Raw genomic sequence first — 21,142 nt, 5'->3', positions numbered from 1 at the left:
GGCTTTAATACTCTATTCCTCCAGTTGATTTAAACGGCGAGTCCGAATTTCTGCTAACAGTAATTCTATAACATGATCGATATCAAAGCTACCAAGATCTTTACCACGACGGGTTCTGACCGAAACTTTTCCAGTTTCTACTTCTTTATCACCACATACAAACATATATGGAACACGTTTTAAGGTGTGTTCGCGGACTTTGAAACCGACTTTTTCATTTCTTAGGTCTGCTCGTGCACGAATGCCGGCATCCTGTAATTTATCTGCCAGCGCCTGAACATAATCAGCCTGACCATCAGTGATGTTCATCACAATCACTTGCAATGGTGCAAGCCAGGTTGGGAAGAATCCTGCGCAATCTTCAATTAAAATACCAATGAATCGCTCTAGTGAACCTAAAATCGCACGATGGATCATCACTGGAATATGACGTTCATTATCTTCACCGACGTAAGAGGCATCTAAACGTTCAGGTAACATAAAGTCTAACTGTACTGTACCACACTGCCAGGCACGATCTAAGCAGTCATGTAAAGTAAATTCAATTTTCGGACCGTAGAAAGCACCTTCACCCGGTAAATACTGGAATTCGATACCATTTTCAGTTAAACATTCAGCCAAATCTTTTTCAGCCATGTCCCAAACTTCATCTCGGCCGATACGTTTTTCTGGACGTGTCGATAATTTTACCGAAATATTTTTGAAACCAAAAGTGCTATAAATGTCATAAACCATTTTAATACAGCTATTCACTTCGCTACGAATTTGTGATTCTGTACAAAATATATGCGCATCATCTTGGGTAAAGCCACGTACGCGCATCAAACCATGCAGTGAACCTGATGGTTCGTTACGATGACAACTACCAAACTCAGCCATACGCAGCGGTAAATCACGATAAGATTTTAATCCCTGATTAAAAATCTGCACATGACCAGGACAGTTCATCGGCTTAATGCAATATTCACGATTTTCAGATGAGGTCGTAAACATTAAATCTTTATAGTTTTGCCAGTGACCGGTTTTTTCCCATAATACGCGATCCATCATAAATGGACCTTTCACTTCTTGATATTGGTACTCTTTTAATTTAGTCCGTACAAATGTCTCTAATTCACGAAAAATCGTCCAGCCATCATTGTGCCAAAAGACCATACCAGGTGCTTCTTCTTGCATATGATATAAATCGAGTTGTTTACCAATACGACGATGATCGCGTTTAGCGGCCTCTTCCAGACGGAGTAAATACGCATCTAACTGCTTTTTATCCGCCCAAGCTGTACCGTAAATACGTTGCAGCATTTTATTCTTGCTATCACCGCGCCAGTAGGCACCTGCCACTTTTTGTAATTTAAAGTGCTGACAAAAGCGCATATTCGGTACATGGGGTCCACGACACATATCAACATACTCTTGATGATGATAAAGTGCAGGCGTCTCGTCTTGTGCAATATTTTCATCAAGAATCGCCACTTTATAAGGTTCGTGACGCGCAGTAAAAGTATCACGCGCAGTTTGCCAGCTACCCACTTTTTTGATCACATCATAGTTAGTCTTAGCTAACGCTAACATGCGTTTTTCAAGCGCGTCGAGATCTTCCTGAGTTAACGTACGATCAAGATCCACATCGTAATAGAAACCATTATCAATCGTTGGACCAATTGCCATTTTTGTATCTGGCCATAGCTGTTTAATGGCATGTCCAAGCAAATGCGCGCAAGAGTGACGGATAATCTCTAAACCATCTTCATCTTTAGCGGTAATAATCGCTAAGGTGGTATCTGTTTCAATTAAATCACAAGCATCTTTACGCTCACCATTGACACGGCCAGCAATACAAGCTTTCGCAAGGCCGCTACCAATACTTTGTGCAACTTCTAATATAGTCACTGGTCGATCAAAATGACGTTGACTCCCGTCAGGAAGAGTAATAACTGGCATGGTATTCCTTTTATACACAGTGGTGCGCCACACGACAGCGCACTTGAGTTCTCATTATATGAATAATAACGTTAAAATATGACGCAATATGATAGCACCATTCAATTTATTTGGAAATAGTTCTCGCGCTGACAAGGCGAATATTTACGATTTTAAGCATTCAAAACAAATCGATTAATCACATCAGCAATCGCCGATTGGGTATGATCTCGACTACAGATATAATCTGCAGCTGCTTTGGCATCTGCCGTGGCGTTTAAAACTGCAATCCCTAAACCGGCCATACTCAGCATGGAAATATCATTATTGTTATCGCCAATCGTAATGATTTCTGTCGGTTTGATATTCAGTTTTTCCGCCAAAAAGCGCAGTGCGTTACCTTTACTCACCCCTTTTTGGTTAAACTCAAGATAACGATTGCCAGAAAATGAGAGACTTAACTGCGCGACAATCTCAGCCGGCATATGCTGCTTAATCTGTTCTAAATAGTGACGTTCATTGTTATGAAACAAAATTTTTATCAGCTGATGATCTTTGAGAAAATCAATATCAGGCGAGGTCAATTCGATATAACCATCTAATCGACCTTCAACATAAGTCCGCTCTTCTTGATTAATTCGATACATAAATACCGATTCAGTCGTATAAATATGAAAACCCACATCATAAGCTAAACCGATCTGGAAAAGTGTTTTTACTTGCTCAAATGTAAGCGCTTGTAACGCGATGATCCGATTGCCCCTATTTTCGGTTATGGCGCCACCATTAAATGAAATCATATACTCATCTGTCTGATTGGCCATCCCTAAAATTTGTGCGGTTGTCTGCATAGCAGGAAACCCTCGACCACTAGCCAACACAAAGCGCACACCTGCGGCTCTGGCTTTTGCGATAGCATCACGATTTTGCTGTGACACTTGCGCCTGTTCATCTAATAATGTTTCATCCATATCGCAAGCGATGAGCTTATACATAGTTGCCTCAACTTAGCTTAACTTAACGAGAAAAACATTCATGTTCAGCGAAAAAATACATAATCTCTCTTTGCGCTGATTCAACCGAATCAGAACCATGCACGGCATTTTCGGTCACGTTGTCGGCAAAATCATAACGTAAGGTGCCAGCAGCCGCTTTGGATAGATCGGTCGCGCCCATTATTTCACGATAACGGACGATCGCCTGCTCAGCCTCAAGTACCTGTACAACAACCGGGCCACTAGTCATAAAACGAATCAAGTTATCGAAAAAAGGTTTACCTGCATGCTCTGCATAAAAACCAGCTGCTTGTTCGTGGTTTAACTGCACCATTTTCATGGCAATAATCTTAAATCGAGCCTGTTCTAAACGTAAATTAATCGTACCGATCAGGTTTTTTTTTACCGCATTGGGTTTAATAATTGATAATGTTCTTTGCATGGCTATATTCTCCATCGTGAATATAAAATAAGTTTGTTATGGCATCACACTGCTCGACTAAGCTATCGATAATCTAAATATCACAGATAACTATTCAATTCATTTACTCCAACCTAAACGAAAGCCGATCAATTTGGCCGCTTTCATCTAATAACAGTAAATTATGTGCACCTTTGTCTGATAACGTAAATTCGAATCGTTGTCCTTCCGGCAAGGATTGCTGTAGTTTGCCATCAACAAACCACCAACGCTGCCCAAATCCGCCCAAACTGTTTAAGGTGATCGTCACACTGTTTTTTTGCGGAAGTGGTTTTAATACTTGTTGATCAATCATACCATTAATTAATAATGGACCAAAACTGGTGTCCGTTAATATCGGGCAATTTTTATCAATCTTTGGCAGTAACTCGGCTCGTCGTTCTTCTGGACGCAGCCAATTTTCAAGTGCGATTGGCCAAATCGCTAACTGTTTCTTATGGGCATCAGGACAATCAGATGCTACGCGATAGCCCTGCTGATTGACCCAAACGGTGATTTGACCCGCACGCATCGCCTGATGATTGGCCGACTCAAAACTACTTAATGTTGGTGGAATGACGTCATTGACAATCCAGGTGCGCATTTGACGATGACAATTAGGATCACTACTGGCTAAGGCTTCGCCAGTTGGCCAACAAATCATCGTTGATGTCACCGTATCTGGCTGAGGATCTTCGGGCAGCACCTGATTTATCGCCCGTAGTCGATTCAATAAAATCGTATTTACCTGCTGCAAAATGGGTACCGCAGAAGCATTGCCATACTGCCCGGCAACCGGTGTACCATCAGGCCGGCCAACCCATACGCCAATCAGGTAACGCGCATTGATACCCACAGCCCAGGCATCTCGATACCCATAACTAGTACCGGTTTTAAAGGCTAAAGGCACCACACTTGAGCCTACTAAAGCATCACTTTGCGGGCTTTCACCAGCTAAAATCTGTCGAACCACCCAGCCAGCGGCATGAGAAAACAGCGATTTTTCGACTAGTGGCTGATCGAGGGTAAAACGTAATTGAGCCACCTTACCCTGCCGCGCAAAAGCACTATAGGCAGCGAGCAACTGATCCATACGCGTGGAAGCCCCACCTAAAATATAAGACAGATTGGGCTCATTCCCGGCTGAATGAAGCTTTAAGCCGGTTTGATAGAGTTTAGTCGCAAATCGTTTCGGCCCATAGATCTCAAGCAGCTGCACCGCTGGTAAATTTAAGGATCGCTGTAATGCCTGAGATACACTAACTGGTCCGCTAAAACCCGTGTCAAAATTAAGTGGTCGATAATCACTGGTAATGCGTGGCACATCCTGAAGTAACGACTCAGAATGGATGAGACCATCCTCTAAGGCAAAAGCATATAAAAAGGGTTTTAAGGTTGAACCTGGCGAACGTAAGGCGGCAATCATATCAACCTGACCGAAACGGGCTTTATCATTAAAATCGACTGAACCAACATAAGCTTTTACCGACATGTCGGTATGATCAACTACTAAAATAGCCAGTGAACCTTTCGGCAGCAGCTTATTTTTCCAATTGATGGCCAGATCTTCCAGGGTATACTGCAAAGCGGTATCGATCGTTGTATGAATAATCGGGCGATCTGGATAACGTACACTAAGACGTCTGGCAAGTAATGGGGCTAACTGAGGCGGTTTACGCGGATAAACCCAGACCTCTTCCTGACGAATATCATCAATCATACTCTCAGGCCAGACGCTAAACGCTTGCAAACGATCAAGCACTTTATCACGCGCCTGTTGAGCTTGCTGTGGATATCGGTCCGGCCTTAAGCGACTGGGGGCTTGAGGTAAAACCGCTAATAAGGCAGATTCTGCCGGTGTTATTGCCGAGGGAGCTTTACCCAAATAGGCCCAACTTGCCGCACCAATACCGGCTAATGTGCCACCAAAAGGGGCTCGATTGACATACAAGGTCAGAATTTCATCTTTGGAATAGTGCCACTCCAATTGTGCTGCGCGGAAAACCTGCCTTAGCTTACCTAACAATGTTTTATCATGCGGATCAATAATTCTCGCAACCTGCATGGTCAAGGTGCTACCACCAGAAATAATACGTCCGTTAATCAGATATTGCCAGCAGGCTCGAAAAATAGCGGCGGGATTGATGCCCCAGTGATAATAAAACCAACGATCTTCATAGGTTAATAGTGCTTGTAAATAGTGTTTCGGTAATTCATTTAAGGTGACGGGATAACGCCAAATACCCTGTTCGTCAGCAAATCGCCATAAAGGCTGACCATCTTCGGCTAAGATAGTTTGGGTTGGCTTTAACGATTGTATTGGCAGTGGAAACAGTTTATCGGCAGCCAAAAATAGCGCAAACAAAAACAGCGGTAAACCGAGCAGCCACCACCAGCGTTTTTTGATTTGGATTAATTTCATGCGTTTTCACTGCCCCAACAGAATTCAGTTGTTACTGTCGAATCGGTCACTCATTATTTTTATCATAAAAATAGGGTTGGCATGGACAAGTCAACCCTTTATAACAAACCGCTGATAACATCTCAACAGATACGGTAATGAGCCAGATAGCTATCCTCAACAAAAGAGAGATTTCATCGTTATTGACTCGCTTTAATGGTCATCCCATTGGCACTGGTTTCACCAATGGCAAACCAACTCGGATTGTACATTGACTCGACATAAGATGCCGGCACATGATACCAACCCGGCGTCACGGCTCTGGCTAAATAAGCAACCCGCGTGCGGTAAAGCGAGCGACGATAATATTGCCGAACATTAACAGCCGCAACATAGCGATCATCCCGGTACTCTTGATATTGAATATCGGCACTATTCTCATCTTTTAATAAGCTGGCAATATTTGGCATAGCGCTTAAACTTACGCTGCTGTTCTCAAGATGCTGATTTTCCAGTTCAAGTCCTGCCGGTAGCAGATCAACGACTAAGGCATCCGCCAGTTCTCTGTCTGCATACACATCCAATATCACCACAACTAAATCACCCGAACTTAATGACTCAGGATTAATCTTATTACCATCAATATCATAATAGGTACGTTCAATGCGTAATACCTGATTATCAGAAGTTGCCGCCGGCGCTTGCTGCGCATAGCCAGTGATATCAATTCGGCCATATAATTTATGCTGTTTAGCCGGATTTTGAATCATTAAGCCAGCATTTAAATCATCATCATCTAAGGCTAATGTGAATGGTTTGGTCGCACTGCTCTGCACACCATTGAGTTCAACTTGCCAGTTGTCAGTGACTTTTTGCTGATTAATCTGCCAGCCAGCCAGAAATACCGCATTGAGTTCTTGGGTTGATAGGTAATGTTTTGCATTTAAACTACTGGCTAGTTCCGGCAGAAGATCATAAGCCTTATCGGTCTTAAGGTCATTATCCAGCAACAAGAACAGCATCATACCATCATCACGCAGTTGGCTGCCAAAATCGCCATACCACTCGGTTTTGCGCTGCAGTGTTGAGTGATATTCAAACGCCATATCTAATAAATTATCCATTGCTTTCACATAGCCGGCATTTTTTGCCGCAATGGCTAAATGCACTAACGATAGACTAGATTTAATAAGCTGCTTTCCATTATCTCGGGCGGATAAATAGAGTCGGTTAATTTCATTTCTGACTACCGGGGTAATTTTACCATGCTGTGTCAGTACCATCACGGCATAAGATTTCACCATAAATTGTAATGAATCAGCCCGATTTTTAACATCCAGCAGATCACCATTGTAAAAATTACTCTCACTCATATTATAAAAAGCACTGCTGTCATAAATATAAGCATTAATTCGTTCAATCGCTTTATCCAATGCTTTGCTATTGACTGGATAGCCACGTTGCTGAGCTTGCAGTAAAAAATCCGTCGCATAAACCGTCAACCAATACTCTTCCGGACTCTCTTTCGACCACAGACCAAAACTACCATTACTGCGCTGCATGCCGAGAATATGCTCAATACCTTGCTCAATTTTATCGCGACGAACATCATCCGTATCGCTCTCAATCCCTAAGCTCTTAAGCTCAGCATGATTGCTAAATAGTGAAGGATATAATCCACTGCTCGTCTGCTCTAAACAACCATATGGATAGGCAAACAGCGCCTTAATGTATTGAGCGACATTAATCACGGGTTTATTAGAGATGGCCAGTTTTCCCTCTACCGTGTTAGGGATTAAACTACTTAAAGCCTGCTTGGGTATCTGCCAGAGATCCCCTTTGTCGAGCACAAAAGAGTAAGAAAGAGTATCTGCGGCATAGGCCGGGCGAACCGCTATTGACCAAGCTCGTCGCATCTTATTACCTGATACACCATCGATTTTAATGCCATCAACCGTCATATTGACTCTGCCTGAACCAAAACCGGCATTCGCATTAATCAGCACAGGAAGAATCGTACGCTGGCCTGCAGCCAGTTCAACAGACTGCGATCTTGCCATCTGCTTGTCTAAACTCAGCAAGCCTTCAGCCGAGAAACTAAGAATTAAAGATTGCGGTTTATCGGTCAAATTACGTAAATCTATCGCTAACGTCGCTTTATCCCCTCCGGAAAGAAAACGGGGGGCTGACAGTTCAGCAATAATCGGCGCAGCCACTTTCATCGTTTGTTCTGCTTTACCAAAACGGGTCTCATCCCAAGCTTGCGCCATCAAACGTAACTCACCATTAAAATCCGGTAATGTGAGCTCAACGGTCGCCTCACCATTGTCATCAAGCGTAACAGTTTGCAGTTGTTGAGCAATAATCTGTACAGTCGATTCATTACGCTTACCGCCTGCCGTCAGGCTCGCGGCATCACTATCACCACCAAAACTAAGACCAACAGCGCGGCCTTTGCCCTCAATTAATTTGCCGTAAACATCGAATTGATCAACCTCGTAACGTTTACGTCCCAAAAATCCACTGAAGGGATCGGGGGTCACAAAATTGGTAATATTCAAGACGCCAGAATCAACCGCAGAAACCAACACAGTCACTGATTTACCGGCAACTTGTTGCGCCGCCGATAATTTGATTTTAACTGGCACAGTCTGATTGGGTTCCACTTTTGCAGGGGCATCAATTTTTAAGGATAATTGACGATCATCGACGTTAAAGGGTAAATAGAGTAAGCCAACCGCCCTTTTGATCGTTTGATTTTTCTGATTCGTCAAATCAGTGGAGCGGATAATGGCAGACGAAATATAGAGATCATGGCGCTGCCAGTTCGCAATAGGAATATCGATATCGATTCCCTCTTCAGGAACTTCAATCATTTTTGACCATAAAATGCCACTATTGGATTCAACCGCAATATAGCCTTTACCCGCATTAGGGGCCTGAACATGAACGCGAGCTTTATCACCCGGATTGTAAGCCAACTTATCCAGACTTAACTTAACCTGATCAGGTCTCACAGAGCCGGTACCATTGGTATTATCAGCCCACGAATACCCCGACCAAAAACGGCTACTGGTGGTAATATGAGTTTGGTTATCGGTCACTTCAAGACGATAAGAACCCCAATCATCAGGCACAAAGTTAACCTGCGCGATACCGCTACTATCAAAATTCAGTTGTTCATCAGAAACCACAAACTCTTTTTGATTATAATTCATATGCCAGCCGTCATTCGCCGACCAGGTCCAGTAGTAATCTCGGCGTTCTTTAATAATACGGGCTTGCATATCGGGATTGAGCTGACGTTGCCCCTGACTATCAACCGAAATCACTTCAAACTGAGCCATACTGCCTTCATCAACCGTAGGCCGAGTCACATAGCGATCGACAGACCAATCATAGTACTCATCAGAACCAAACAGCGCTCTCACCGCAGGCATTTTGTCTGCCGGCCAAACGGTTTGTGAAACTTGTCGATTAATCGGTCGGCCACCGGCATCCAGCAAGCTGGCTTGATACATGATTTGCACCGGTGATTTGATATAACGCCAATTACTGTTACTCGCGCTGACCTCAGTTTCGCCCGACTCATCGAGCGTGGTATCTACTTCGCTCAAATAACGGCTTAGCTTTGCCTCATCCACTAAACCGATTTCAAAATCATTTAATCCAGCTATTTTACGCTGGGTTTTTAAGTAAATTTGACCCTGTAGTTTATTGCCATTAGCCGGGGCGCCATAAAGATACCAACCTTTAACATGAAAAGAGACATCTTGTTGATTGTCGATCGCCTGAGTTGGTAATTGCGACGTAAGTTCTAGCCCCATTCGTTCGGGTAAAAACTCTTCAACCATAAAATCGTGATAGCGATAATTATCATCACCCACATTGAAACGGAAGGTCCATTTACCAACAGAGGCATTAAGTGGAACGGCGTATTCCATCTGATAAAAACCGGGCTGATTGTCCGCGGGTAACCAGACCGACTCAAAGGCAACCTGACCATCCGGTTTTAACACTTCGACTTTTACCGGTTGTGATTGTAGTGGTTTACCATCGGCATCACGCAAAAGCGCATTCATAAAGACCTTCTCACCCGGGCGATATAAATCACGCGGACCAAAAGTAAACAGCTGCTTATCGTAATAGCGATTGCCGGTGATGTTAAATTCACTTAAATCCAGCGCATTTCGCTCTAATTCGATCAGCGAATTTTGTTGATTCTTATGCGCAATCAATAATGGCGGATCTTCGGCTAAAGTCAGATTAGCCAGACTTAAAAAACCATTTTTATCCGTTTTACCCACCACATCAATATCACCATTTTTATACACCAGTTCGATATCAACATCACTCAGCGGTGCACCAGTTGAAAGCGACTGGGTTAGCAAAGACAGGCTTTTATTGGGATAAACATGTACCGAAACACCAATATCACTGATCGAAAAAGTCGTTGCCGGATTATTATAAGCATAGTTACCCGCTTTATTCATGATAGCTAAATAAAAGCCCTCTTGTTGTAGCGGGGTAATACTCGACAGATTCAGTAACAGATTTTCCTGAACATTGCTTTTTAAATTGAGATCAAATCGTCCAGAATAAACTAAATCAACATAAGACATAATCTCTTCAGCATCCCAGACAGAAACTTGCTTTAGATCACGATAATATTTCAAAAACTTATAGAGATAGGCAGGTTTAATCTTATAGAAATTGACATCAACTCGGTTCACATTAAACGCCATAATCGGCAATCCGGTAATATTATTCGCCGGTAAGAGTGAACCATTACCAGTAAAACCGACCACAGGCGAACGCGAGCGTGTGGTTATCTCATTTTGATAGGGTTTAGCCAAGGCAACATTATTAATACTCTTGAGATTTTGATCAATATTAACAATCAATGATCGCCCAGGTTCTAAGTAACGCAAGTGTAATTCGCGTTGATTATCTGATAGCTCCCATTCACCATCGACGAGACCTTTTTCTTTATCGACTAAGCGTAATAGTTGGCTGAAATGCTGATGAGGATCGATCGGAATGGAAAAAGTCACCACCATGGTACTAGCACCATCAATGATCATTTCACTGGCATCAAGCACAGTCAGTGATTTATCGCGAAATTGATTTTTATCGATAGGGGTCGCTACATGAGAGGGATTGGCGTTGACATGATTCAATGTTTCAGTAGTAAATTGGCTTTCGATTGGCTCTTCATCGTCGCTTTGCTGGGTGGCAGAAAGTGTACTCTGCCCAGCATTACTCTCCGTTTGAGTGGCATTAACGGAAGGTAACATAATAAAATAACCGATAACAAAAAAGAGAAAAACAACGGCTGTTCGCCAATATTTACACTGTGATAATAGATTAAATCGCATCCACGACCTCATTATCCATGATTATTTGATCCCCTAAATTGTCTTGGATACGATGTTATCGCTAACTCAGTCAATTTAGACCCATTTTATTTTCTTTTTCTACGAACTCTTTGTTATACTCTATTTTATTTACTGGCTATATTTTCAATATGACTCGATATTTACTTGCTGTTTTTGTTATGCTCTTTCCCCATTTCAGTTTTGCCGGTGAGCTCAATGGTGCCACATTATCTCTTTATTGGGGCATTCCTTTTGTGGGCATATTACTCTCTATCGCACTGTGTCCACTATGTTTACCTAATCTCTGGCACCACCATTTTGGTAAGATTATCTGGGTCTGGGTGCTGCTTTTTGTTATTCCATTTGCCCATCATTTTGGCCTGTTGCTGTTAGTTTACACAATTTCACATTCAATTCTAGAAGAATTTATTCCTTTTATCTTATTACTGCTCGCACTGTTTACTGTTTCTGGCGGCATATTGATTAAAGGCAATCTACAAGGCACACCTAAACTCAATGTCACTCTGTTAGCTATCGGTACGCTGCTTGCCTCTATCATGGGCACCACTGGTGCAGCCATGCTACTGATAAGACCACTTATTCGCGCCAATGATCAACGTCGACACCAAGTTCACGTTGTGATCTTCTTTATTTTCTTAGTGGCGAATATTGGCGGTGGCTTAACCCCCCTTGGCGATCCTCCGCTATTTATCGGTTTTTTAAAAGGGGTGGATTTCTTTTGGACCGTTGGCCATATGTTGCTACCGGTTTTTATTAGCTCAGCCATACTGCTTATACTGTTTTATGCTATTGATAGCTATTATTATCGTAGAGAGGATAATATCAGTGTCGAAGATCCCACACCGACGGATAATCGTCTCCAGCTTAAGGGCAAAATAAATCTCTTATTACTAGTGGCAATTATCGGCTGCGTGCTGCTCTCAGGGTTTTGGCAATCCAGTCTCGAACTGAAAGTACTCGGTGCGACGCTCTCGTTATCGAATCTGGTGCGCGATCTGCTATTATTCGCGATTACGCTGATTTCACTCTGCGTGACTTCTAAATCGATCAGAGTCGAGAATCAATTTAATTGGGAACCTATTCTCGAAGTGGCTAAGCTATTCGTCGGTATTTTTATTACGATTGTGCCGGTACTAGCTATCTTAAGAGCAGGTCAGCAAGGTGATCTGGCCAGTATTACCGAACTCGTTACCGATCATCATGGCGAGCCGATTAATCTGATGTATTTCTGGCTAACTGGCCTGCTATCTGGTTTTCTGGATAATGCTCCCACTTATCTGGTATTTTTTAATCTGGCCGCTGGTGATGCTGGTTTGTTAATGACAGAGCTCGCTAAAACATTGCTGGCCATCTCGATGGGATCGGTATTTATGGGCGCTTTAACCTATATTGGAAATGCACCTAACTTTATGATCAAAAGTATTGCCACACAGCACCATATTGTGATGCCCGGTTTCTTTGGTTATATGAAATGGTCGTTCAGTATCTTGTTGCCGGTATTTATTCTGTTAGCACTGATTTTTTTCTAAGCGCTCAAGCTGCATATGCTCGAGGCTAGTGAGAAATAGAGATGTGTATGAGCAACACACATCTCGAGCGTATTGCAATATGCTATCGCTTAAGAGGTGTATATCGAACAAAAACGGCAGCTGTAGCGCGGTGGATTGGCGAAAAATATCAATGAAATGAACGATAAAGACGCAATCTGAAGGTCAAGCGTGATGATGAAGGGCTTTTTCTTGCTCTCTGCGATAGAGATAGTAAGCGCCGCGCGATACCATTCTTAATTGAAAGATTAACTTATCGATGAGTTTTTGTCGCTTGTTGGCATCAAACTCCAACGCTTCTGCACCACTATTAAAGGCTATTGTCACCATCGCTTCGGCTTGAGACTCATTAACCCGGCGCGGCATATTATTGGCACTATCCAGATAATCCGCCAATTCGGCAATAAAATGCTGAATTTCACGATCGATGGCATTACGAAAAGCCGCTGAAGTCCCGGCTTTTTCACGTAACAGTAATAAAAATATCTTCGGATTTTTATCGATAAACTCAATAAATGTGGTGATGGAGGTTTGAATCACACTGCCCCCTTTCTCTATCCGTTTACGCGCCTGACGCATTAACTGTCTTAAGGTTAATCCGCTCTCATCAACCATGGCTAATCCCAGCTCATCCATATCCCGAAAATGGCGATAAAATGAGGTCGGCGCAATTCCCGCTTCTCTGGCCACTTCACGTAGACTTAAACTGGCAAAACCTTGCTCGGCATTGAGCTGGTTGAAAGCGGCATCAATCAATGAACGGCGGGTACGCTCTTTTTGTAACGCTCGAATCCCGGTGGTTGATACCGCTGATTTAGCGACTAGGTTTTTCATGCATTGATATTTCGTTTTGCCAATACCGCCGGCATGGTCTCTTTCACTTTCTTGGCGATCTGTTCGTAACGTGAACGCAGTGGTGAGCCAGGACGGTAAATCAACTCAATTGAACGCATCGGTACCGGATCAGTACAAGGGATATACACCACATTATCACGCACACGGTCAATCGGTGCCGCTAATTCTGGAAACAGGGTAATACCGCGGCCAGCTGAAATCATACTGCGTAATGTTTCAAGGCTGGTTGCCCGAAAACGTTTATCTTCATCGATGCCGGCCTGGAAACAGTATCCCATCGCATGATCACGTAAACAGTGGCCATCTTCTAACATCAAGAATTTTTCACCTCTGAGTTCGGAAAGTTTGACCACTTTTTCTTTAGCTAAGCGATTATCAACATGCGCGGCTAAACACATCGGCTCATCAAACAACGGAATTTTAATAAACGGATCGGTCTCTTTAACCGCGGCTAAAATCGCACAATCCAGTTTACCTTGTTCCAGTTGCGATACGATGACATTGGTTTGTGCTTCATGTAAATAGAGTTCAAGTTGCGGGAACGCATCATGTAGTAAGGTAATGATATAAGGCAGTAAATAGGGGGCTACCGTTGGAATCAAACCGATATGCATCGGTCCTGACATATCCTCGCCCTGCTTACTGGCCATTTCTCGAAAAATTTGTACATTACGCAGCACTTCACGTGCTTGCTCAACCAGCATTAAACCGGTCTGGGTAAAAAGGACTTTTCGACTCGTACGCTCAAGCAGCATCACACCCAGTTCATCTTCTAATTTACGAACCTGGCCACTTAATGTGGGTTGGCTGACATTACAAGCATCAGCAGCTTTTCTAAAATGGCGATATTCGGCAAGCGCAACAAAGTATTCTAAATCACGAATGTTCATAATCTGTCCTCAAAAACGGTAGCAATGTATTTCCTAACGATGGATTATATAGTTTTTTCCAATCGATATCATTAGAAATATCACAAAATTATTTTTGTGATACGTTTATTATCTGATATTAATCGGGTTAATACTCCTCCATGCAACATCGATACCAGACCTAACAATAACTTTATCGATGACCCGTTGCTAGTTTTGTTTATCCCTAGTCAGACGGTTTTATTTTGGCTAAAAACCCACTGTTCATATCCCATTATTCCTGTACAATAAAAGAATAATAAAGGATAGATTGATATCATGATACGATAATAAAACTTATAAAAGGTTGAATAATATGTTTGAAAACTTAGCCAAAGCGGGTAAATATTTAGGACAAGCAGCTAAATTAATGGTCGGTATTCCAGACTATGATACCTATGTTCAACATATCAAACTTAACCATCCCGAGCAAACACCCATGACTTATGAAGCGTTTTTCAGAGAGCGTCAGGATGCGCGTTATAGTGGTAAAGATGGTACGCGTTGCTGTTAATTTGCTGGACTTCAATGTGCTGAATATTTCGATACTGAACATGAGTCGACTGATATCGTCTGTTGGTTTGTGCTGCTAGTTATATACCGATAGTTATACTGAGATAGTTATCTGCCATCATAAACAACGACCCAATGATCAATCCGACAACAATAACCATTAATCATCACAACAATCCATATTAGGTGAGCCTATGACGACTCAAGCCCTATTACCTGTCACCATTTTAACCGGCTTTTTAGGTGCCGGCAAAACCACCTTGATTAACTACTTGCTAACACAAGATAAAACAGAAAAAATTCTGATTATTGAAAATGAGTTTGGTCCAACCAATATCGACAGCCAACTGTTCCCTTCGGCTCAAAATATTGAAGTGCTGGAGATGACTAATGGCTGTATCTGCTGTAGTGTTCAGGGCGAATTAACCACGGCACTTCACCAGCTCAATCAACGTAGGTTAGCCGGCACACTGCACTTTGATCGTCTGATTATCGAAACAACCGGACTGGCCGATCCGGCGCCCATCCTGCAAACCTTTTTTATTGATACCTTAATCCGCGAGACCTTTGAGATCGATGGCATTATTACCCTGGTTGATAGTGAACATATTCTCAAACAACTGGATGAACATCGTGTTGCGCATTCGCAAATTGGCTTTGCCGACAGACTGATACTCACCAAAACTGATCGTATTAGCACCGCCCAAAAAGAGACTGTCCTCCACCGGCTCGCGACAATTAATCGTAAAGCAACGCTGTTTGTCGCGGTAAAAGGTGAAATCCCCAAAGCGGCCTGGCTGGATATTCATGCCTTTGAACTGACCGATGAGCTTGAGATGAATAAAGGTTTTTTTGTTATCGATGCTCAGCGTCCGCAATCAACCCATTATCAACCATTGATCCAACAGCCCACGAGTCAGCATTTATCCTATAATGATGACATCCGCTCTTATCTTTTTGAAGCTGGAGAACTTGATATCAAAACAATTGGCGCCTTTGTCGAGACGCTGATTGAACAATACGGTAATGATATGTTGCGTTATAAAGGCGTACTGGCGATTAAAGATAATCCGGCCAAGCTTATCGTACAGGGCGTACATAAAGTGGTAGGATTTGATTATGCTGCATTATGGCAAGCAGATGAAGTGCCGCAATCGCGTTTCGTTGTCATCAGCCGCAAGCTCCCTTTTGAGCGGCTCTATCAACAGTTTTTAGACACTGAGGCTTAAGCACAAAAACATAGATACTCAACTAGTTGGGTACAAAAAAGCCTATCCATCGGTACACCGTTGCGGGATAGGCCTTTTAATCTAGAGGTAGAACCAAACTTAAATTACATGGTGCTCAATGCTTTTTTGGCATCCTCTATCGCGAGTTTTACTTGCGAAGCGGCAACGCCGCCTTTCGCATTGCGTTTTGCCAAACAAGACTCAAGCGATAGAATTGGATAAACATCTTCCTCAATCACCGGTGAAAAAACCTTTAATTCGGTGAGCGTTAATGCTTCTAATGCTCTCTGTTTCGCGATAGCTCCCACCACAGCGGCGCCAACAATATGATGCGCTTCGCGGAAAGGCACACCTTTGGCCACCAAATAATCAGCCAACTCAGTCGCATTAGCATAACCTTGCTGAGCGGCCTCACAGCATCGGGCATAATTGATCTCAAGACCTTCAAGCACTAAAGCAGCCATATCTAAACAGTCATGCCAAGTATCAAGAGCATCAAATAACGACTCTTTATCCTCTTGCATATCTTTATTATAGGCTAATGGCAAGCTCTTAAAGGTCATCATTGCTCCACTGAGCGCACCAAAAACACGGCCAGTTTTGCCGCGAATCAGCTCGAGTGCATCAGGATTTTTCTTTTGTGGCATTAAAGATGAGCCCGAGGTGACTTTGTCAGAGAGTTCAACAAAGTTGGCTTCACCACTGTTAAAAATAATCAGATCTTCGGCAAAGCGTGATAAGTGATTCATGCCAATCGCCGCCGCCGCCAGCAGCTCCATTACATGATCGCGATCGGAAACCGTATCTAGACTATTATTGGTTGCACGGGCAAAACCAAGCCAATCGGCTAACTGTTCACGATCAATCGGATAAGCAGTACCGGCTAAGGCGCCACAACCTAGCGGGCTCACATCTAAGCGGGCAAGCGCATCTTGTAAACGCGTGATATCACGGCTAAGCATTTCAAAATAAGCCAAGCACCAATGAGCAAAAGTGACAGGCTGGGCACGTTGCAAATGGGTATAACCCGGCATCACCGCATCTTGATATTTTTCTGCGGTGACCACCAGTTGCTGCCGTAGCGTATTAAGTGTATGGAGTAATACCGGCACCTGATGTTTGCACCAGAGTTTTAAATCGGTGGCGACCTGATCATTACGGCTGCGTCCAGTATGCAGTTTTTTACCCAGATCACCGACTTGCTCAATTAACTGCTGCTCAACCCAACTATGAATATCTTCCGCGTCGCTCGCTAAGATCTGCTGAGGATCCGCCGTCACTTTTTTAAGTAAGGTTTCCAGCGCCAGCGCTAATGTCTGCTGTTCTTGCTGCGTTAAGACATTAACCGTTACCAGCGCTTTAGACCAGGCAATCGAACCGATAATATCTTGCTGAGCTAAGCGGTAATCAAAACGTAATGAGTCATTAAACTGTTTAAAACGTTGGTCTGCTGCTTGAGTAAAACGCCCGCCCCATAATGCCATATTTAACCCCAAAAATAGTTATTTCAATATCAATTAGTCATAAACAAATCAGGGCGGAAAACCGCCCCGATACAATCTCAATTTTTAGATTATAATCAGCCAACGCTATTTAGCCAATCATTTTTTCTTTTCTTCATTGATTGCGCGAATACGGGACGACAACGAAAATAACCGAATAAAACCACCCGCATGGCTATGATCATACACTTCATCTTCACCGAAGGTGGCAAACGCTTCGCTATATAAGCTATTTTCTGAGCGTTTTTGAATAGCTGTGGCATTGCCTTTATAGAGTTTGATGATAACTTCACCATTCACTGACTCGGCGAGAACGTCAGCGGCAGCCTGTAGAGAAAGGCGGTAAGGCGCAAACCAACGCCCATCATACACCACATAGGACATCTCTAAACCGAGCTGCTCGCGCCACTTGAAGCTATCGCGATCTAAAATTAGCTGCTCTAAACCGCGCAACGCTTCCATGATAATCGTCCCGCCTGGCGTTTCATAACAGCCACGCGATTTTATGCCGACTAAACGGTTCTCAATGATATCAACCCGGCCAATGCCATGTTTAGCGCCAATTTTATTTAAAGTTGTAACACAATGATAAGGTGATAGTTGTTGGCCATTAACCGCAACCACCTCACCTTTTTCAATACCAATCGTCACCAGTTCCGCTTGTTCTGGTGCGGCTTCCGGCGCCACTGTCCATGCCCAACAGTCATCATTAGCCGAATTCCAGGTGCTCTCTAAAACCCCCCCTTCAGTCGAAATATGCCAGGCATTCTCATCACGACTATAAATTTTCTCCAGCGTCGCCGTGGTCGGGATATTTCGCTCCTTGAGATAGTTAAGTAACGCCTCACGTGATCTTAAATTCCATTCACGCCATGGTGCGATCACTTTGAGCTGCGGGGCTAAAGCGGTATAAGTTGTTTCAAAGCGGACTTGGTCGTTACCTTTACCGGTTGCGCCATGACATAACGCATCGGCCCCGACTTTCAGCGCCAGCTCAACCTGTGCTTTAGCGATAATCGGACGCGCCATGGAAGTCCCTAACAGATACTTGCCTTCATATAGCGCGCCGGTTTTGAGCACAGGATAGACATAATCTTTAACAAACTCTTCTCGAAGATCAGCGATATAACAAGCACTGGCGCCAGAAGCCAGCGCTTTTTTCTCGACATCAATCAGCTCATTAGCATCTTGTCCAACGTTAGCGACAAAAGCAATCACCTCACAACCGGCATAATTCTCTTTAAGCCAAGGAATAATCGCCGACGTATCTAATCCACCTGAATATGCCAGTACTACTTTCTTAATACCACTCTGTTTCATATGATGTCCTTCTGATTCACACTGAGAAAATTAATAACCCTAATTTGATCACGCCGCTAATCTAACGGCGAAGCCCACAAGATGATATGACGAATATCAATCGATTATGCGCGTACCAATAGATTGCCCCTTGAACAGTTCATCAAACTGTTCGGTTTGCTGCCAGCTGGCTATCTCGACTGGTCGTTTTAATAGGCTTGCAGCTGCTAAAGCCGTTTTCACTTTCACCACCATGCCGTCAGTAATCACGCCTTCAGCGATCAGCTGTGCTGCCTGCTCAGCGGTCAATAGTGCAATTTTCTGCTTTTGCGCATCAAGCACACCAGCCACATCAGATAATAAGACTAAATCAGCCGACAGCGTGTTAGCCAAGGCTGCCGCCGCATGATCGGCATTGACGTTCATCATCTCACCGGTATCGGTAATACCAATCGAGCTCATAATTGGTAAATAGCCATCCTGCCACAATTGCCGGATAAAAGTAGGATTGCCCGGCAGAGCCTGACCAACATGACCTAACGCTTCACTCATCTGCTTAACCTCAACACTATCGCCATCAGCCAGACATAAACCAATCGCCAGCAGCTGATGTTTTTTAGCTTCGGCTAATAAGGTTTTATTGGCACTACCGGCTAAAGCACCAACAATAATATCGAGCTGCGCTTTGGGGGTGACCCGTAAACCATTACGCCGAACAATCGGTAACGCTAATTTTTGTAGCAGCTCATCGACCAGACAGCCGCCGCCGTGCACAATAACAAGTGGACGGTACATTGTCTGCTGATGAATAGCTATCGCACTGAAGAGTTGATTTAGCGCAACCGTATTATCGAGTAATACACCACCCAGCTTAAGCACTAATGGGGTCATATCAGTTTCCTTATATCAGGGATAATGTTTCCGTAAAATTAAAACGAATATTCATACACTGCACCGCCTGTGCTGCCGCCCCTTTTAATAAATTATCCTCAACGGCAATCACAATAAGGTGCTGATCTTTAAGCGCAAAACCAATATCACAGAAGGGTAAACCGATGACCGATTTGAGTGCCGGCCAGCCTTGTTGGTAGATGCGTACTAATGGTTTAGCGTGATAGCATTGATTAAAGGCCGACAAAATATCCCTTTCAGTTGTACCCGACTTGACCTGACAAGTAATCGTTTCATGAATGCCGCGCGGAAAACTACCAAGATGGGGGGAGAAGATCACCTCTTGTCCTAAATGCGCGACAATTTCCGGCTGATGACGATGGTTAAACAGACCATAAGCATTCAGGCTGACCTCACAAAAACTGCTATTTAAACTGGCTTTTCGGCCTGCGCCACTCACACCACTGACCGCATTAATCACCGGCCAATAGGCAGGATTGAGCAGTTGTCTGGCAATTAACGGTTTCAATGCCAACTGTGCCGCAGTCGGATAACAGCCCGGCACAGCAATAAGCTGCGCCGTTTTAATGGCCTCGGCCTGCCATTCTGCCAGTCCATAAACCGCTTTGGCTAGCCATTGCGGATGCTGATGGTCAAAGCCATAATAATCAGTATAAAACGGCGATTGATTCACGCGAAATGCCGCTGAAAGATCAAAGACCACGCAGCCTTGCTTTAAAAAATGGGGGGCAATATCATGACTGACACGATGCTCTGTAGCTAAAAAGACCATATCAATTGACTGAGAAAAAGCGGCATAATCTGACGTACCTTGCAGCGGTAAATCAACCACGCCTTTCAGCTGAGGATACAAATCACGGTCAGATAATAATTTACCTTTATCGGTACTCTGCTCAGAAACCAGTAAACCGGCAATCTCAACGTCAGGATGCTGACTTAAATAACGAGCGATTTCTGCGCCGGCATAACCACTCGCGCCAATGATCAACGCTTTTAACATGATAAAGTCCTGTTTTATCTGTCATGATGATTTCACTGCCAGTTAGCATAGGTTATTTTTATCTGACTTTCAATTGCAAAATGCATTTTTATTCATTTAAATTGAATTTAAACTCAAAAATAGCCATCGAACAATCTCAATTTTTAGACAAAATAACCGTCTCCATTAAATAATAATACCAGATTAATTTTATATAATTAAT

The 21,142-nt window shown here is 43.4% G+C and carries 14 protein-coding genes; 3 read left to right on the top strand and 11 right to left on the bottom strand.

Features of this window, described 5'->3' with window-relative positions; genetic code table 11:
• Positions 1-12: 12 nt before the first annotated feature.
• The 5 genes from thrS to RHO15_04660 all read right to left on the bottom strand — a co-directional run bounded on the left by thrS (position 13) and on the right by RHO15_04660 (position 11,154).
• Positions 13-1,941, bottom strand: a complete 1,929-nt coding sequence (gene thrS, locus RHO15_04680; protein ID WVD64812.1) for a threonine--tRNA ligase — start codon at positions 1,939-1,941, stop codon at positions 13-15.
• 152 nt (positions 1,942-2,093) lie between these two features.
• Positions 2,094-2,915, bottom strand: coding sequence for a Cof-type HAD-IIB family hydrolase (locus tag RHO15_04675; protein ID WVD64811.1), 822 nt, complete (start codon positions 2,913-2,915; stop codon positions 2,094-2,096).
• Positions 2,916-2,937: 22 nt separating this feature from the next.
• Positions 2,938-3,363 (bottom strand): nucleoside-diphosphate kinase, encoded by a 426-nt coding sequence (gene ndk, locus RHO15_04670; protein ID WVD64972.1) that lies wholly within the window; start codon positions 3,361-3,363, stop codon positions 2,938-2,940.
• Positions 3,364-3,460: 97 nt separating this feature from the next.
• Positions 3,461-5,797, bottom strand: coding sequence for a peptidoglycan glycosyltransferase PbpC (gene pbpC / locus RHO15_04665; protein WVD64810.1), 2,337 nt, complete (start codon positions 5,795-5,797; stop codon positions 3,461-3,463).
• Between the two features lie 179 nt (positions 5,798-5,976).
• Positions 5,977-11,154 carry an alpha-2-macroglobulin gene (locus RHO15_04660; protein ID WVD64809.1) on the bottom strand — a complete coding sequence of 1,726 codons (5,178 nt, stop codon included), beginning with the start codon at positions 11,152-11,154 and terminating at the stop codon, positions 5,977-5,979.
• Between the two features lie 149 nt (positions 11,155-11,303).
• Between RHO15_04660 and RHO15_04655 the strand changes: the two genes are divergently transcribed.
• A complete protein-coding gene (locus RHO15_04655; protein WVD64808.1) occupies positions 11,304-12,704 on the top strand; it encodes a sodium:proton antiporter in 1,401 nt (466 codons plus the stop codon).
• A gap of 183 nt (positions 12,705-12,887) precedes the next feature.
• Here the strand turns inward: RHO15_04655 and fabR are convergent, their stop codons facing one another.
• Together fabR and oxyR are read right to left on the bottom strand one after the other, a co-directional pair.
• A complete protein-coding gene (fabR, locus tag RHO15_04650) occupies positions 12,888-13,556 on the bottom strand; it encodes an HTH-type transcriptional repressor FabR (GenBank protein WVD64807.1) in 669 nt (222 codons plus the stop codon).
• Positions 13,553-14,467 (bottom strand): DNA-binding transcriptional regulator OxyR, encoded by a 915-nt coding sequence (gene oxyR, locus RHO15_04645; protein WVD64806.1) that lies wholly within the window; start codon positions 14,465-14,467, stop codon positions 13,553-13,555. The genes fabR and oxyR overlap by 4 nt, the downstream gene beginning before the upstream one ends.
• A 334-nt stretch (positions 14,468-14,801) precedes the next feature.
• Between oxyR and RHO15_04640 the strand changes: the two genes are divergently transcribed.
• Together RHO15_04640 and RHO15_04635 are read left to right on the top strand one after the other, a co-directional pair.
• A complete protein-coding gene (locus RHO15_04640; GenBank protein ID WVD64805.1) occupies positions 14,802-14,999 on the top strand; it encodes a YbdD/YjiX family protein in 198 nt (65 codons plus the stop codon).
• A 193-nt stretch (positions 15,000-15,192) separates the two neighbouring features.
• Entirely contained in the window at positions 15,193-16,227 is a 1,035-nt protein-coding gene (locus RHO15_04635) for a GTP-binding protein (protein WVD64804.1), read from the top strand.
• A 104-nt stretch (positions 16,228-16,331) separates the two neighbouring features.
• Here RHO15_04635 and argH read toward each other — a convergent pair whose 3' ends face one another.
• The 4 genes from argH to argC form a co-directional block, all read right to left on the bottom strand.
• A complete protein-coding gene (argH, locus tag RHO15_04630) occupies positions 16,332-17,711 on the bottom strand; it encodes an argininosuccinate lyase (GenBank protein WVD64803.1) in 1,380 nt (459 codons plus the stop codon).
• Between the two features lie 117 nt (positions 17,712-17,828).
• Positions 17,829-19,049, bottom strand: a complete 1,221-nt coding sequence (locus tag RHO15_04625) for an argininosuccinate synthase (protein WVD64802.1) — start codon at positions 19,047-19,049, stop codon at positions 17,829-17,831.
• A gap of 96 nt (positions 19,050-19,145) precedes the next feature.
• Positions 19,146-19,919 (bottom strand): acetylglutamate kinase, encoded by a 774-nt coding sequence (gene argB / locus RHO15_04620; protein ID WVD64801.1) that lies wholly within the window; start codon positions 19,917-19,919, stop codon positions 19,146-19,148.
• Positions 19,920-19,929: 10 nt separating this feature from the next.
• Positions 19,930-20,940, bottom strand: coding sequence for an N-acetyl-gamma-glutamyl-phosphate reductase (gene argC, locus RHO15_04615; protein WVD64800.1), 1,011 nt, complete (start codon positions 20,938-20,940; stop codon positions 19,930-19,932).
• Between the last annotated feature and the right edge of the window lie 202 nt (positions 20,941-21,142).

This window comes from Orbaceae bacterium lpD01 (assembly GCA_036251705.1).
Lineage (GTDB): Bacteria > Pseudomonadota > Gammaproteobacteria > Enterobacterales > Orbaceae > Utexia > Utexia brackfieldae.
This window is presented reverse-complemented; position numbering and strand designations above follow the sequence as displayed.

Coding starts and splice junctions, on each gene's coding strand:
- argC (WVD64800.1), bottom strand. CDS start 20,940: ATGTTAAAAGCGTTGATCATTGGCGCGAGTGGTTATGCCGGCGCAGAA.
- argB (WVD64801.1), bottom strand. CDS start 19,919: ATGACCCCATTAGTGCTTAAGCTGGGTGGTGTATTACTCGATAATACG.
- RHO15_04660 (WVD64809.1), bottom strand. CDS start 11,154: ATGCGATTTAATCTATTATCACAGTGTAAATATTGGCGAACAGCCGTT.
- RHO15_04655 (WVD64808.1), top strand. CDS start 11,304: ATGACTCGATATTTACTTGCTGTTTTTGTTATGCTCTTTCCCCATTTC.
- fabR (WVD64807.1), bottom strand. CDS start 13,556: ATGAAAAACCTAGTCGCTAAATCAGCGGTATCAACCACCGGGATTCGA.
- RHO15_04635 (WVD64804.1), top strand. CDS start 15,193: ATGACGACTCAAGCCCTATTACCTGTCACCATTTTAACCGGCTTTTTA.
- oxyR (WVD64806.1), bottom strand. CDS start 14,467: ATGAACATTCGTGATTTAGAATACTTTGTTGCGCTTGCCGAATATCGC.
- RHO15_04625 (WVD64802.1), bottom strand. CDS start 19,049: ATGAAACAGAGTGGTATTAAGAAAGTAGTACTGGCATATTCAGGTGGA.
- RHO15_04640 (WVD64805.1), top strand. CDS start 14,802: ATGTTTGAAAACTTAGCCAAAGCGGGTAAATATTTAGGACAAGCAGCT.
- thrS (WVD64812.1), bottom strand. CDS start 1,941: ATGCCAGTTATTACTCTTCCTGACGGGAGTCAACGTCATTTTGATCGA.
- pbpC (WVD64810.1), bottom strand. CDS start 5,797: ATGAAATTAATCCAAATCAAAAAACGCTGGTGGTGGCTGCTCGGTTTA.
- argH (WVD64803.1), bottom strand. CDS start 17,711: ATGGCATTATGGGGCGGGCGTTTTACTCAAGCAGCAGACCAACGTTTT.
- RHO15_04675 (WVD64811.1), bottom strand. CDS start 2,915: ATGTATAAGCTCATCGCTTGCGATATGGATGAAACATTATTAGATGAA.